General features: G+C 36.2%; 12 protein-coding genes. 9 read left to right on the top strand and 3 right to left on the bottom strand.

Translation table 11 applies throughout. The features are described from left to right. Nucleotide 1: 1 nt before the first annotated feature. Nucleotides 2-676, bottom strand: coding sequence for a hypothetical protein (locus CSUIS_RS00340; protein WP_086296676.1), 675 nt, complete (start codon nucleotides 674-676; stop codon nucleotides 2-4). A 342-nt stretch (nucleotides 677-1,018) separates the two neighbouring features. On the opposite strand from CSUIS_RS00340, the gene CSUIS_RS00335 reads away from it, so the two are divergent. From CSUIS_RS00335 to CSUIS_RS00295, 9 genes are all read left to right on the top strand, one after another. Then, complete coding sequence (locus CSUIS_RS00335; protein WP_086296675.1) at nucleotides 1,019-1,375, top strand: HMA2 domain-containing protein; 357 nt, start codon at nucleotides 1,019-1,021, stop codon at nucleotides 1,373-1,375. Next, nucleotides 1,372-1,956, top strand: coding sequence for a ferritin family protein (locus CSUIS_RS00330; protein ID WP_086242653.1), 585 nt, complete (start codon nucleotides 1,372-1,374; stop codon nucleotides 1,954-1,956). The genes CSUIS_RS00335 and CSUIS_RS00330 overlap by 4 nt, the downstream gene beginning before the upstream one ends. Before the next feature lie 3 nt (nucleotides 1,957-1,959). Further along, complete coding sequence (locus CSUIS_RS00325) at nucleotides 1,960-2,190, top strand: hypothetical protein (protein WP_086296674.1); 231 nt, start codon at nucleotides 1,960-1,962, stop codon at nucleotides 2,188-2,190. 2 nt (nucleotides 2,191-2,192) lie between these two features. Continuing rightward, nucleotides 2,193-2,552, top strand: a complete 360-nt coding sequence (locus tag CSUIS_RS00320; RefSeq protein WP_086242652.1) for a magnetosome protein MamC family protein — start codon at nucleotides 2,193-2,195, stop codon at nucleotides 2,550-2,552. Further along, complete coding sequence (locus CSUIS_RS08545; protein WP_086238070.1) at nucleotides 2,542-2,841, top strand: hypothetical protein; 300 nt, start codon at nucleotides 2,542-2,544, stop codon at nucleotides 2,839-2,841. The genes CSUIS_RS00320 and CSUIS_RS08545 overlap by 11 nt, the downstream gene beginning before the upstream one ends. Before the next feature lies 1 nt (nucleotide 2,842). Next, entirely contained in the window at nucleotides 2,843-4,948 is a 2,106-nt protein-coding gene (locus tag CSUIS_RS00310; protein WP_086238098.1) for a heavy metal translocating P-type ATPase, read from the top strand. Nucleotides 4,949-5,045: 97 nt separating this feature from the next. Next, nucleotides 5,046-5,258, top strand: coding sequence for a hypothetical protein (locus tag CSUIS_RS00305; RefSeq protein ID WP_086293813.1), 213 nt, complete (start codon nucleotides 5,046-5,048; stop codon nucleotides 5,256-5,258). A 1,322-nt stretch (nucleotides 5,259-6,580) separates the two neighbouring features. Then, entirely contained in the window at nucleotides 6,581-8,665 is a 2,085-nt protein-coding gene (locus tag CSUIS_RS08655) for a methyl-accepting chemotaxis protein (RefSeq protein ID WP_086296673.1), read from the top strand. A gap of 158 nt (nucleotides 8,666-8,823) precedes the next feature. Then, a complete protein-coding gene (locus tag CSUIS_RS00295; protein WP_192940190.1) occupies nucleotides 8,824-12,450 on the top strand; it encodes a S8 family serine peptidase in 3,627 nt (1,208 codons plus the stop codon). Between the two features lie 507 nt (nucleotides 12,451-12,957). On the opposite strand, the gene infC is transcribed toward CSUIS_RS00295, so the two are convergent. Together infC and thrS are read right to left on the bottom strand one after the other, a co-directional pair. Further along, on the bottom strand, nucleotides 12,958-13,473 hold the full coding sequence (gene infC / locus CSUIS_RS00290) for a translation initiation factor IF-3 (protein ID WP_086237586.1): 516 nt from the start codon (nucleotides 13,471-13,473) through the stop codon (nucleotides 12,958-12,960). Next, nucleotides 13,470-15,284, bottom strand: a complete 1,815-nt coding sequence (gene thrS, locus CSUIS_RS00285) for a threonine--tRNA ligase (protein WP_086296671.1) — start codon at nucleotides 15,282-15,284, stop codon at nucleotides 13,470-13,472. Before thrS ends, infC begins: the two co-directional genes overlap by 4 nt. Nucleotides 15,285-15,357: the final 73 nt, after the last annotated feature.

Genomic DNA, 15,357 nt, shown 5'->3' with positions numbered 1-15,357 from the left:
ATCAACGGCTAAATTTCAAAACCTCAAATCCATATTTTGCCCCTTCAAAGCCTAAAAATCCTATAGTTCCTTTGATATTTGGGTCTATTAAAAGCTTAGCTTTAAGCTCTTTTTGACTTGAGTGTATGGTAATTTCATCTCCATTTTTTAGTTTTGCTGCGATGCCAAAGTAGCTCCCAGCACGAAACTCATCACAGCAAGAGTGGGTAAATATCACAGCATTATCGTAGTTTGGGATCTCTTTAAGCCTTGTTAGTTTGCCACTTAATACGACCTCATCGCCATCTAAATTTACTATTTTAAAGCCAAATTTAGCTTGTAATAGCGACAAAATCGCCTTTATACTGCTCTCATTAACTGCGAAAATCTCATCGCTGATTACGCAAATATCACAATTTTTAATAAATTGGCAAATCTGCGGTAACTCCTCTTCTCCTATGTTTGACTCCCCGCTCAATTGACCCTCATCTAGCTCATCCCAAAACTCCCCACTAAAGCCAAACTCCAGCCCGATAAGAGCCAAAACATAGCTTATCGCACCGATTTCACACTTGATAAACTCTGCTTTTATACCATCATCAAGCGGACTAATAACCATAATCTCATCATTTTTAAACTCGCCAACAAGCTTTGGAGATTGTAAAGATAGCTTACTAACAAGACTTAATATCTTCATAAAAATCCTTTAAAATTTGATTAATTATATCAAATTTGGATTAATTCAGACTTTAAATTTCTAAGTTCTAGCCATTTTCATCAAATCAGTTTAATCACAACAAAAATTATAAATAAACAAAATATAAATACAACATTAATATAATTATATTATCAAAATATATATGATAATGATTATATAAATATAATGAATTAAAGCACGAATATATCAATTTTTATTATTTAAAATATTATAAATTTATTGATTTAATCATATGAAAATCAATATCAAAATTAATAAATTTAAGTTTGGATTTATAATCGTTAATATATAATTTCAACATTAATCAACAATGGGTAATTTATGAAACAAAATGGTCAAATTTCGCTAAGCAATTTACAAGTAAAGCCAAGTGATTTAGAGCTTTTAAGCACTTATTTTAGCATCATTCATCACTCTAAAGGTAGGATTAGACTTCGTGCGAGTTTAAAGCTAAAAAACGCCGCCCAAGATAGCAAAATAGACGCTAAAGAGCTAATGGAAAAATTAAGCAAAATCTCATCTATAAAGGAGATTAAATTTAATAAATTAATTGGCTCACTAACCATCTCTTATGATGCTAATCTCATTGAGCCAAGCCTGTGGGAAGATGCTATAAATGGGCGAAATTTAGAAAAAATAGCAAATGTAATAAATGAAAATTTAAAGGATATAAAGTGAGTGTAGATAATCTTTTAAAAGCCTTAGATGATGAATATAAGGGCTATAGCTTCTATTTTGCTTCTAGTGACTTTGGACAGCCATTTACAAATCTTTTAGAGGTTAAGGCAAATCATATAAATGCGTTAATATTTCATCTAAATTCCCTAAACGCACCAGTCCCACCTAATCCATATAGCTTTAACGCACCAGCGAATTTAGAAATTGCCATCACCACCGCATTACAAAACGAACAAGCTAGTATAGAGCTATATAATACTCTAAGCGTAAATGAGAGCGACCCACAAGTGCTAGATACATTTTACAGACTTCAAGCTGATAGTTATAATAATCACATTCCAGCACTACAAAACTCTTTAAGCTCACTCCAAAATAGTAAAATTTTAGAGCAGTTAAATCAAGGCAAAGCCTTGCTAGATGAAACCTCTGTAATGGTAAATAAATTAAAAGATGGCTCACTAAGCCAAGGTGAATTAGAAGGGTTTTTAGGTAAGTTAAATTATGGATTAATAGGAGGTGCGATAATGGGTGCCTTTGGGGTGATTATCGCAAATGAATTGCTAAATAAAGATAAGGAGTAAATAATGGCACTACCATTCATAGCTGGAATCGCACTTGGTGCGGGAATTGCATTTGCATTTACCAAAAGAGATGAGATAGCAAAATCTTTCAAAGGGTTAAATTTAGATAAAAAATTAAAACTCTTAAATAGTCCTACTTTAAAAAGCGTTAAGGAAAAAGTGGTTAAAAAGCCTAGAAAGACCAAATCAACAGCTAAGCAAACCACTCAAAACGCTGAAAATCTAAGGAGTTAAATATGATAAATACAGGCACACCCCGCTCTATTAGCGGTCACGCAGTAAGCGGTGGTATCGTGGCGTTTATGGTGAGTGGAGCATATCAATACGCTAAATTCAAAGATGGCAAAACCACCAAAAACCAAGCCATACAAACAACGCTAAAATCCACGCTAGAAGGTGCTATAATCGGTGCTTGTGCCATTGCAGCAGCAAATACCATTGGCGATCCTAATAAAAGCACCATAAACAAAATAGCACAAGCTGGTGCATATATCGCAATTGGTGGGGCATTTGCTTACGCAGCTCAAAATCTCTTAAAACCAAAAGAGTGTAAAACATTACAAAATCAACAAAAAAGGATAAATAATGATAAATAACAATCCATATATTCAAAATTTAAACACAACACCAAATCAAACTAATCAAAATACACAAGCCAATCAATCTAATCAAAATGGCTTTTTAGATGGAGTTTTTGGCAGTGCTAAAAGTGGAGACTTTTTAAAAGGAGCTCTAATCGGTGCAGCCGCTACATATATACTAACAAACCAAAACGCCCAAAGAGCCATTTTCAAAGGATTTGCCAAGCTCTCTACACTTTTTGAGTGTGGCTTAGAAGAGTTAAAAGAGCGTTACGAAGATGCAAAAGCAGAAGCCAGTGAGTAAAATGCCTATTAAACTCCTACACAAAACAAAAAATAGAGCTAGATTTAGCTACCATAGCAGTGCTGATCCACTGCTACTTAGAGTAGCTATAGATTCAATCCACGAAGTAAGCAGTGTGCGGATAAATAGCATTATAAAAAGCATAATCATAACCTATAGTGGCTCATTAGATGAGATTCAAAATCAAATTATAAATATATTAAATTCAAACGAAATTCAAAGCCAAAATAAAAATAAAAAAGATAGCTATATCGCCTTAAGAAGTGAAATTCCAAGCTCAGTTGAAGTTGTCCGTGCTGCTAGTGCTTTAGCCATTGCTCCATTTCTTACTACTCCTAGCTTAAGCTTGATTTTTAGCCTTTTAGCCTCTTTCCCACTACTAAAAAGTGGATTAAAAGAGACAATTAGCCAAGGGATAACCTCAAGAAGTCTTGAAGCAGCCGCGGTGGCAATCTCGCTATATCTTAAGGATTATAAAGCGGCAAATTCAACCAATTTTATGCTAACTTTAGGAGAATACATAGAAGAGCTAACTATGTATAAAAGCGATGATCTCATCAAAGAGCTATCCAAGCAAAAAGGCGGTATGGCGTGGGTAGAAACCATCATAAATGGCAAACCAGTGCTAAATCAAATCCCAAGCCAAGATATTCAAATCGGCAATATCGTAGTAGTAGGTGCTGGGGATACAATCTACATTGATGGCCATATAGTAGATGGCGAGGCTCTAATCAATCAAATTTCAATGACAGGAGAGGCCACCCCAGCTAGTAAAAGTCGTGGCGATAGGGTTTTAAGCGGCACAATAGTCCAAGAGGGCAAGATCAAGATTTGGGCTGAAGCTGTAGGTGATCAGACCGCTACAAATCGCGTAAAATCCTATATCCAATCCACCCTAAACGAACGCTCTAATCAAGAATTAACCGCTTCTAAAATGGCAGACTCTCTAGTCCCAATTACCCTTAGCCTAGCTGGGCTTAGCTATGCTATGACTGGAGAGCTTATCCGTGCTGCAAGCGTATTACAAGCTGATTACTCATGTGCTTTAAAGCTCACAACGCCAGTAGCCTTTAAATCAGCCATCTCAAGTGCTGCTAAAGAGGGAATAATAGTAAAAGGTGCTAAAAGCTTAGAAAGCCTTCAGCTTAGCGAAATTTTTGTCTTTGATAAGACTGGGACACTTACAAATGGCGATTTAGAAGTGCTTAAGGTATATTCATTCCACAAAGAGTGGGACGCTAATCAAGTATTAAATTTAGCCGCTAGTATCGAAGAGCACTACTTCCATCCAGTAGCTCAAGCGGTGGTAAAAGCTGCTAAAGAGGATAATTTTCATCACTTTCATCACGATGAAGTAACATTCATAGTAGCCCACGGAGTTAAAAGTGAAGTAGGCAAAAAAAGTGTGATAATTGGCTCAAGACACTTCTTAGAAGATGATGAAAATATCAGCTTTAAAGATCATCAAAACAAGATAGAAGAGCTACTAATAAACGGCGATACTCCATTATACATTGGATTTGATGGCAAGCTCCTAGGCGTTATACTACTTAAAGATAGCATTAGACCAAATGCCAAAAAAGCATTAGCAAGGCTCAAAAAAAGCGGCGTAAAAGAGTTTATAATGCTTACAGGAGATAGCCAAAGCAAGGCTAGTAGCATTGCTAAAGAGCTTGGTATTGAGAGATACTACGCTCAGCTACTCCCAACAGACAAAGCTCATATCCTAGATGAAATTATGCAAAAAGCACAAAAATCAGGTCAAAAGGTCGCCTTCGTAGGCGATGGGATAAATGACGCCCCAGCATTAGTCAGAGCCGATACTGGTATTAGTATGCACAAAGGTGCTGATATAGCCAAAGCAAGTGCCGATGTGGTGCTACTTCGTGATGATATAGAGGCCGTAGCTGATGCTAGGGAACTTGCCATATCTTGCCTATCTAGGGTAAATAATAGCTTTAAGGTTACGGTGGGGGTAAATTCACTAATCCTAATCCTAGCCACACTTGGCAAGCTCTCCCCTATCCAAACAGCCATCGCACACAACGGCACCACAATAGCCTTGCTATTAAACGCCCTTAGGCGTATCAAAATAAAGGATAAATAGGTGCCAGTTTTATTAGCTATTGGGATAGCTGGAAGCTTGATTTTAAGCTTTCAAACCTGCTTACAAACATATAAAAAGATCAAAAATAGGAAAAAAGATGAACCAAATAAACGAAACTAAAAAGCCAAAAATCACTCTTGAAACCAAAAGAGAAATAGCCAAAATCGGTATGAGTAGCACACTTTTACTTACAGCCACCACAGCTCTATTTATGAAAAACAAAACCGCCAAATCCATACATATAGTAAGCGGAGTGGCATTAGTGGGATTTTGCCTATATCATGCATCTTTATACCCTAAGGTTAAGTAGGATTTTCATATTTTATACTTCGCACGGCGAATTTTAACTTCGCAGGGTTACCCTATTTGCTTCAAATTTGTTTTATAAAATCCGTGGCGTAAGCCACCCATTGAAAGGCTTTTTCAAGGGGTTAGGGGTTGTTAAGGGGGAAGGGCAAGGTAGCTTCGCTTTTATGTTTCGTAGTGCCATCAAACGATAGTTAGTATCGTTTGACTATTGCACCACTCAACTGCCAAAAAGCGTCCCCTTCCCACTTAAAAAGAAAAGATTTTTTTGATATTCCAAATTTTCGCCAAAAACTCCTTCGAGTTTTTTGTTGCGAAAATTTTCTTTAAGGGACAGGGGAAACTATTTTTACCTACTTTTAACGGCGTAGCAAAGCCACGCCTAAAGTAGCAAACACTAAAGTCCCCACGAGTGGGGTACCCCTATTTGGTTCAAATTTGTTTTATAAAAATCTGAGCTTTAGCTCAGCAACCTTGAAAGGCTTTTTCAAGGGGTTGGGGGTTGTTAAGGGGGAAGGGGTAGCGACTGCCAAAAAGCGTCCCCCTTCCCACTTAAAATAAATTTTATACTTCACTAAAACTAAGTCCAGCTTTGCGACCAAACTTTCTTAAATTCTTTTCTTTAAGGGACAGGGGAAACTCTAATTTGAAAGCCAAAACAGTTTCCCCTATCCCTTAAGATCCCAACCCCTTCCCAGTTTGGCTTTTTTATTTTTACTCCAAATTTTCGCCAAAAACTCCTTCGAGTTTTTTGTTGCGAAAATTTTGTGGCGTAAGCCACCCATTGAAAGGCTTTTTCAAGGGGTTAGGGGTTGTTAAGGGGGAAGGGCAAGGTAGCTTCGCTTTTATGTTTCGTAGTGCCATCAAACGATAGTTAGTATCGTTTGACTATTGCACCACTCATCTGCCAAAAAAGCGTCCCCCTTCCCACTTAAAAAGAAAAGATTTTTTTGCGATAAAAGCTTTTTAAATTCTTTTTTTAAGGGACAGGGGAAACTCTAATTTGAAAGCCAAAACAGTTTCCCCTATCCCTTAAGATCCCAACCCCTTCCCAGTTTGGCATTTTTATTTTTTACTTCGCACGGCAAATTTTAATTTCGCAATGGAGCTAAACCCAGCTTTACCACCAAATTCCGCAAAAAATAAACAAAAATAAACAAAAATAAACAAAAATATATTAATATTAAATTTACTTATATACTAAACTTTTTAAGCCAAAATTCATTTTTTTTTTTTACAATTACGCCTATTTTATTTTTAGTCTATTTCCCACTGCCTTTTAAGCATTTGCGTGAAATATTCTTATTTTACAGTGAAAGGCTAATCATGTTTAGCAAACTTAAACTTGGCACAAAGACTATCGCCTCTATAGTATCTATAGTGGTATTTTGTCTAGCAATTATGAGTTGGGTAATTATATCTATTACCTCAAACCTTCAAACCCATGAGGCTAAAAAGCTTTTAGAGAGCATGTCTGATAGCAATTCGAATTTAGCCGATTCACTCTTGTCTCAAATGTATGTAGCCATAGAGAGCAATGCAGAGCACTTTGAGAAACTCTTGCAATCAAGAGCTAGTGAAAGAGAGTTAGAAAATGAGCTAATGGGAACTATAGATTCTGCTGGAGAGGCATTGTATGGCTACTTATACATACTTGACCCATACTACACAGATAATATACAAAATCCCAAATTTAAGCTAAATAACTCTAAATTACTAATCCTACAAACAGATGATGATCTACTTGGTGTAGGCGGTATGAGAACTATTCAAGCAGATAATAATATAAATAATCTAGAGGGGCTAAATACAGCTATCCGCACAGGCAAAATAGCCATAGGCAATCCAGTTATACTAAATATAGAAAACTCAGCAAAAGCTGTCCTTAGTATGAATATCCCTTTAAAAGATAAAAATGGTCAAGTAATAGCAGTCCTAGGCCTCCTAGTAGATTTACGAAGTATTTCAGCAGAGATGAATAGTCCAGATCATAGAATATTCGAAGAAACTCAAATTTTTGTAATAAATAGCAACGGAGTTGTAGCTGTAGATAGAGATGCTAAATATATAGGAAGCAATCTACAATCTATCAATAAAGACGCTAGCGCAATCCAAATGATACAAGCGGTAAAAAATAGAGATTCAGGAATATTTGAGTACTACTCAGTATCAGGCGTGAAAAATTTAGCCGCCCTAAAAACATTCTCAATTGCAAGGGGTAGCACTACATTTGGCGTTGTCGCAGCTGCTCCAGAAAGCTCAGTTTTAGCACCAGTTAGAGAGATAATATTTGATATCATAATTGGCGTTATCATAACTTCAATTATCATCGCTCTATTTGTATTTTACTACATAAATGTAGGTGTAGTCTCAAGAATCCAAAGTATATCAAATCTACTATTTGGCTTCTTTAAATTCCTAAATCACGAGAGCAAAACTCCACCAGCATATCTACAACCAAAAGCTGAAGATGAGATAGGCATAATGGCTATAGAGCTAAACCGCAATATCAAAAAAATCCAAGATGGAATAAACCAAGACAATCAAGCAGTCAAATCAGCCATACAAACCGCGAGTCTAGTAGAAGGTGGTAATCTCCACTCTAGAATTGAGGAAAACCCAAACAACCCAGCCCTAAAAGAGCTCAAAAATGTCCTAAATAAAATGCTTGATGTCCTAGAGCAAAAAGTAGGTAGCGATATAAATGCTATCCAAGGTGTATTTGATAAATTCAAACAGCTAGATTTCACCGTAAGGATAGATAATCCAAAAGGTGAAGTAGAGATGGTAACTAACCTTCTAGGCGATGAAGTAACTAAAATGCTAAAAGCAAATTTAGAACAAGCTAGTAACCTACAAAATAAAGCCGATGAGCTAAAAGGCTTTGTAACTTCACTAAATGAAGGTGCCAAATCTCAAAGCGAATCACTTCAAGAAAGCGCCGCAGCCGTAGAAGAGATGAGTAGCTCAATGAACTCTATAAATGATAGAGCTAGTGAAGTAATCAAACAAAGCGAAGATATTAAAAACATAATTACAATAATCAGAGATATAGCAGACCAAACAAATCTACTAGCACTAAATGCAGCTATTGAAGCGGCTCGTGCTGGAGAGCATGGTAGGGGATTTGCCGTGGTGGCTGATGAGGTCAGAAAGCTAGCTGAGAGAACTCAAAAATCACTAGGCGAAATAGAGGCAAATGTAAATATCCTAAGCCAAAGTATAAATGAGATGAGCCAAAGCATAAGCGAGCAAACTCAAGCTATAAATCAGATAAATGAAGCTATAGTAAATGTAGATGGCTTAACGAGACAAAACACACAAATCGCTCAAAACAGCAATATAGTAGCTAATGAAGTTGATAGCATAGCTGATGCTGTAGTAGCTGAAGTTAAAAAGAAAAAATTCTAATTTCACACTCACATTTTACTCCTTAAATATATGCAAGATTTATTCTTGCATATAGTAAAATTTACTATTTAAGTAGTTTTAAAGGGCTAAAAAGAGATAATATCAAATTATAAATCACTCGCTAATCAATGGAATTTGGCTACAAACAAGGAGAACAGGTGAATAAAATCTCAAAAATCACACTATCATTTGCGTGTGCAACCGTATTACTATCTAGCGGAGCCTTAGCAAATGATGGAGCTTATAAAATAATCAATCTTGATAAAGCAAAAGAGCAAAACCCAACCATAAATGGCTCTGGCGTAATCGTGGGCGTAGTAGATAGCATATTTAATACCAACAATCCAATCATAAAAGATAAATTAGTAGGTGCGATAAATAACACTATAGACCCAGATCGCTTCGGCGGCACAGATAAGGCTACTATGCTTCACGGCACTCAAGTATCCTCTCTTATAGTAGGCGATAGTAGCGACCTCACAGGAGTGGCAAGTGCTGCTAAATTCTACGGCCTAGCCTATCTAAATCCAAGCCCACTATACACAGGCAATATAAAAGTAGATGTAGAAAAGATGATACAAAGTGGCGTAAAAGTGATAAATCATAGCTACGCTAGTGAGGGCTTCGTGCTTATAAATCGCAAGTGGGGTAATGGCTTAGAGAGCATAGATAATAATAGCCAAAATAGTGGCGCTATAAGCTATAGCGAATTTCAAAAGCTAACCCAAAGCGATATAAGCTTACAAAGGGCTCAAAGCCTAGCTGAGTTATCTAAGCAATATGGTATCTTAAATATCGTAGGCGTGGGAAATGATGGGTTTAGCTCACCTAGAGCAAACTCCATTTTGCCAAGCTATGATGAGAGCTATAGGGGGCTTTTAGCCGTTGGTGGGCTAAATTCAGATAAGGTTAGCATTGAAAATGGCAAGATCAAAATCGGTGGGATTACAGATGAAGAGTGGAAAGCAGCAGCACAGAAATGGAGCCAAGGCAGTGGCGATAAAAGCAAGGTAATCCTAAATGAGCTTATCACAAAGCAAGGAATTTATGCTTATAGCAATTTTTTCAAAGGCTCAGCCTCGCTTTATGGTATTATGGCACCAGCACAAAATCTAACTACCGCAAATGGTAGATATGAATATACATATTATGATACAAGCGATAAAAATATAAAAACAGATTTAGCCACCACTATGAAGGATTCTGGGACTAGCTTTGCTACTCCACTTGTAAGTGGGGTTGCGGCGTTGGTAGAGCAGAAATTTCCGTTTTTAAATGGCTCGCAAATCGGCGATATTTTACTAACTACGGCTAATAAAAATGTAGAAACCCCAAATTTAATAGTAACTAAAAATGTCGGCAAAACTGGACAATCTGAATTTTATAGCATTTTTTACATTGATAAGGATGTGCCAACAAATGGTAGTGGTATAGACTGGGAGCAGGTCAAAAAAGATTTGATAAGTGCTGGATTTAAATCAGGCGAAAATGATAATAGTGTAGCTCAATATATCATAAATAACCTACTAAAAAGTAACGAAGATGTTGGTAGTGGCAACAAAGCCAACTCCGTTGCCGTTGTCAAACTAACCAAAGATGAATTTATAGGTAGTGGGATTTTAGATGCTAGTAAGGCTCTAAATGGTCTAGCAGCTCTAAATATAAATCGCTTAAATCCTAGCGATATAGAGAGCTTTGATAATAAATATTACGCATTTTATACCATTGATACAAATGGACTAGATGGCACCTTTACAAATAATATTGATGAGATAAAATGGGATGATAAATACCATCTAAGCGACGCTACAAACTCCCTTAAAAGCGATAATAGGGTAAATGCGAATTTATCCACTCTTCAAGCTGGATTTGTAAAAACTGGAGATGGAACGCTTAAATTTAGCCAAAATAGCCTAAAATATAATGGCCCTACTATAGCTCGTGGTGGAGTTTTGGAACTTTATAATGTAACTGCTGAAAATACCCCACTTTATGCAGATAATGGCGGTCAAATCCTAATATCTGGCGAAACTAACGCAAACAAAAATCTATACGCTATAAATGGCGGCGTGGCTAGGATAATTGGCAAATTAGCAAATGGGGATATTTTTGCTAGGAGTGGCGGTTTGATTAGCGGGACTGGAACTATAGCCAAAAATCTTACCAATGAAAGCGGTATCGTTATGCCTGGTGGAGTGGGGCAAATAGGCGTTTTAACCATTGATGGCAAATATACTCAAAATGAAAATGGGAGTTTGCATATAAATTTCGATGACAAAGCCAACTCAGATATAATAGCTGGAAGTTATGATATTAAGGGCGGAAATTTGGTTTATATCCCACTTAACGGACAATTTTTCCAAAGCGGACAGGAGATTAATATTAATTTTGCTAAGCTAGGTAGTGAAAATTTAGATAAATTCACAAATATCACAATCCAAAATACAAGCTCTTTGGAATTTGAGCTTACAGATAGCAAGGATAATGATAACAACCAACCAGAAAATGAAAACACAAATCAATCAAATAATGGGACTTCAACCAAGCCAGGAAATAATAATCAAGGTTCAAAGCCAAATAGCAATACAATAATAGTAAATATCAAAGAAGATGCCTATAAGCCTACAAACTCTACACAAGAGACAAATATAGCCTTATCTCAAGCATTAAGGCAGATTAGAGAGATGCCAAATTTAAATCAGGATTATCAAAATTTCTTTGGTAGATTAGATACTTTAAACCAAGAAGTAAAAGATGAGATTCTATCTAGCACAAACCCAAATGATACTCTTTCAAATACAAAAGATACACTAAATTTCCAAAATCGCTCTATGCTAAATAATATCTCATTTTTAGCTGGTGGCTCACTAAGCAACGCTGCTAAAGTCGCTGCTATAGCTAAAAATTCACAATTAGCCCTTATAAATAGCGATATGACTGATAATATGGTCTATGATATTTTGCAAAATTATAATGACGCTTTAAGCAAAAGTGAGATCTCAAGCAAGGTCTCATACACGCATTTCAAAGGCGATGGATATAAAACCAACGCCTACTCTGTAGATCTAAATACCAAAAAATGGATAAGCGATGATGTGAGAGTGGGGGCGTTTTTAAACTACTCATACCAAAAGGGAGATTATAAATTTTCAGACCTAACAAGTCAGATAATCTCTGTTGGGTTAAATGGATTAAAAGATTTTGGAGCTGTAAATTTAATAGGTGGAGTGGATTTTGGGATAGCCTTTAATGATATGGAGCGTCAAATTTTAACGCAAGATACAAATCTTCAAGCAGATTATAAGAGCTATTTTGTCTCCACTGAGCTTGGAATTTCAAAAGATTTTATCATCAATGATAATCTTGTTTGGACGCCAATTTCTATCTTAAATTACATATACTCTAAGCAAGATAGCTTTAAAGAGAGTGGCGGCATACTTGCTAAAGGCTATAATGATATAGATCTAGATACCTTAAATTTAAGCCTAGGCGGAAATCTAGCCTATAGCTTCATCAGCCAAGACAACACCTTTACTACGCTAAATGGCTTTGCGTTTTACACAAAGCGTTTAAATAGCGATAACTTTGCTAGTAAAGAGTATTTTGTCGATGCGAGTAATAGCACTTGGACGCATAATTATAAGCTAAATAAAGATAGCGTTTATTTTGGTATCGATACAAATATCGAAAAGGGGAATAAATTTATCAAATTCCTTGTCTCAAGTGAGATAGCAAAGGACGAACATAGCGTAAATACAGCTATCACAGCTGGGCTTAGATTTTAATATTGATTTAGCTCTTGAGGGCTAAATCAACTCATTTATAGAGATTTAATAGCACTAAAATTTATTCTAATCTTTAATAAGTGGTAGCAAAAGTAATAAACCTAAAATATCTTAATTTGGTATTATAAACCAAGGGCGATGGAGCTAAGAGCCACATTCTAAAGCTTTAAAAGGCGGATTATTGAGCTAATAATAAAAGTATTTTATTACTTTTCAAGCATAAAATTTATATTTTACACAGATTTATAAAAACTACGCAAAGCTAACACAGGAGAAATTAGCATAAATTAGGGATACAACACCCAAATTTAGCTAAATTTATGGTATTTGGAGCAAATAAATCTAATAAATTCCATCTTATCTCAAATAGCAATCACTTCATTTGTCTCTAAGCTTTTAATTTATTATTACAGAAATTTAGCACCGCACCCAAAAACAAATATCAACAAAACTGCAAATATCTAAAAATGCTTTTTAACAAAAACCACGCTAAAAAATAGCAAAACGCTATTTTTTAGGTGTTACAAGCATATTGACATAACGACCTTCTAGTGTTGGCGTCTTATCTCTATCAGCATACTCTTGGATATTCTCCCAAATTTTCTCTAGCAAGGTTACCCCGATTTCAGGAGTAGACATTTCACGACCTTTTAAAAATACTCTAAATTTGACATATTTGCCTTCAGATAGAAACTCTTGTGCGTGTTTTACCTTGTAATTTATATCATTTTGTGCGATTTTAGCAGAGAGCTTAATCTCTTTAATCTCAATTACCTTTTGTTTCTTTTTAGCCTCTTTTTGCTTCTTTTCTTGCTGATAGCGGAACTTTCCATAGTCCATTATCTTACACACTGGCGGCTTAGCATCAGCAGCTATCAATACTAGATCTAACCCCATCTTACTAGCTATGCTTAACGCTTCATCTTTGCTAATGACACCATAAGCCGTGCCATCATCTCCTACACATCTAACCTCGCTTGCACGAATCTCTTCGTTTAGATAAACCTCTTTATCTTTACTCAAATACTCACCTCGTTTAATTTGGTTTGGACTAAGCTATAAAATTCATCTAAGCTTATATCCTTTTGCTCTCTAGCCCTACGATCTCGCAAAGCTACACCTTTATTTGCTACTTCATTATCGCCAAGCACTATTATCATAGGTACTCTTTGTTTTTCTGCATTTCTAATTTTTTTATTTAATGTCTCATTTTTGCTAAAAATTTCGCTATCTACATTCATATCAAGTAGTTTTGTATAGATCTCCTTAGCATAATCCAAATGCGTCTGATTAATTGGTATAATCACAACTTGAGTTGGTGCGATCCAAAATGGCAACTCCCCAGCTGTGTGCTCAAGCAAAATTCCAATAAATCTCTCAAAACTTCCTAAAATTGCACGATGAAGCATTACTGGCTGCTTTCTTTCGTTATTTTCATCAATATACTCTAAATTAAATCTAGCTGGTAAGTTAAAATCCACTTGTATAGTTCCGCACTGCCACTTTCTTTTTAGAGCATCAGTAATTTTAATATCGATTTTTGGACCATAAAATGCCCCGCCACCTTCATCAATGCCATATTTTAGCCCTTTTTCATCAAGGGCATCTTTTAAGGCTTTTGTAGCAATCTCCCAAACCTCATCATCGCCTACAGCCTTAGCTGGTTTAGTCGAGATCTCCATCTCATAGCTAAACCCAAAAGCCCCCATAAGCATATCAACAAAGCTTAAAATTTCATACACATTCTCTTTAATCTGGCTTGGCATACAAAATAGATGAGCATCATCTTGAGTAAATTCACGCACCCTAAAAAGCCCGTGCAAAACACCGCTTTTTTCATGTCTATGCACCACACCATACTCAAAAAATTTAAGCGGTAAATCCCGATAACTTCTAATTTCGCTTTGATAGACTTTTATATGACCTACGCAATTCATCGGTTTTATGCCATATTCTTGCTCATCAATTATCGTAAAATACATATTTTCTTTATAATTTGTATAGTGACCGCTGATTTTCCACGCATCGCTTTTTAGGATTTCAGGGCCACGAACTGGCTCATAGCCACGAAGTCTATGAGTGCGATATAATTTATGCTCCAAGCGACTTCTAAGCCTTGAGCCATTTGGTAGCCAAATAGGGAGTCCCACCCCCACGCTATCATCAAAGGTAAAAAACTTCATCTCGCTTCCAAGCTTTCTGTGATCTCGTTTTTTAGCCTCTTCTATGATCCTAATATGCTCATTTAAGCTCTCTTTATCAGCATAAGCCGTGCCGTAAATTCTAGTTAGCATTTCACGATTTTCATCACCGCCTAGATACGCCCCAGCAATTCTAGTAAGCTTAAAAAATCTAGCAAAAATCGTATTTGGGATATGAGGCCCACGGCAAATATCCTCAAATTCGCCTTGAGAATATAAACTCACATCGCCATCTGGTATGCGTTTTAAGACCTCTTGTTTTAGATCATCATCTGCATATTTGACCGCTACTTCACTTTTGGTTGAGCCGATTTTGATAATTGGCGTCTTAGCAAGAGCTAGCTCTTTCATCTTCTTTTCTATTACTGCTAAATCATCTTCGCCAAGCTTACTTCCATCGCTTTTACTTACACGCATATCGTAGTAAAAGCCATCTTCAATGGCTGGACCAACAAAAAATTTAACATCTGGATAAAGCTCTTTAATCGCCGCTGCCATCAAATGCGCACAGGAGTGGCGTATGATCTCAAGTGCCTCTTTGGAGTTATCAAATTTAATTTCGCTGCCACCGCCGGTGTAGCTTTGTGTATCTACTATTTTACCATTTACATTATATCCGATTATTTCACTCATATACTCTCTTTTCAAAAAAAAACGAAATACTAAATTTTATCTAATTGTATTTTAACTTAAACTGAATTTTAAT

This window comes from Campylobacter porcelli (genome assembly GCF_002139855.1).
Classification (GTDB): Bacteria; Campylobacterota; Campylobacteria; order Campylobacterales; family Campylobacteraceae; genus Campylobacter; species Campylobacter porcelli.
The sequence above is the reverse complement of the archived record's forward strand: the minus strand, read 5'-3'. Positions and strand labels throughout refer to the sequence as shown.

Bases quoted from the DNA above. Each gene is read 5' to 3' on its own strand.
- CSUIS_RS00335 (WP_086296675.1), top strand. From the start codon at position 1,019: ATGAAACAAAATGGTCAAATTTCGCTAAGCAATTTACAAGTAAAGCCA.
- thrS (WP_086296671.1), bottom strand. From the start codon at position 15,284: ATGAGTGAAATAATCGGATATAATGTAAATGGTAAAATAGTAGATACA.
- CSUIS_RS00305 (WP_086293813.1), top strand. From the start codon at position 5,046: ATGAACCAAATAAACGAAACTAAAAAGCCAAAAATCACTCTTGAAACC.
- CSUIS_RS00325 (WP_086296674.1), top strand. From the start codon at position 1,960: ATGGCACTACCATTCATAGCTGGAATCGCACTTGGTGCGGGAATTGCA.
- CSUIS_RS00310 (WP_086238098.1), top strand. From the start codon at position 2,843: ATGCCTATTAAACTCCTACACAAAACAAAAAATAGAGCTAGATTTAGC.
- CSUIS_RS08545 (WP_086238070.1), top strand. From the start codon at position 2,542: ATGATAAATAACAATCCATATATTCAAAATTTAAACACAACACCAAAT.
- CSUIS_RS08655 (WP_086296673.1), top strand. From the start codon at position 6,581: ATGTTTAGCAAACTTAAACTTGGCACAAAGACTATCGCCTCTATAGTA.
- CSUIS_RS00340 (WP_086296676.1), bottom strand. From the start codon at position 676: ATGAAGATATTAAGTCTTGTTAGTAAGCTATCTTTACAATCTCCAAAG.
- CSUIS_RS00320 (WP_086242652.1), top strand. From the start codon at position 2,193: ATGATAAATACAGGCACACCCCGCTCTATTAGCGGTCACGCAGTAAGC.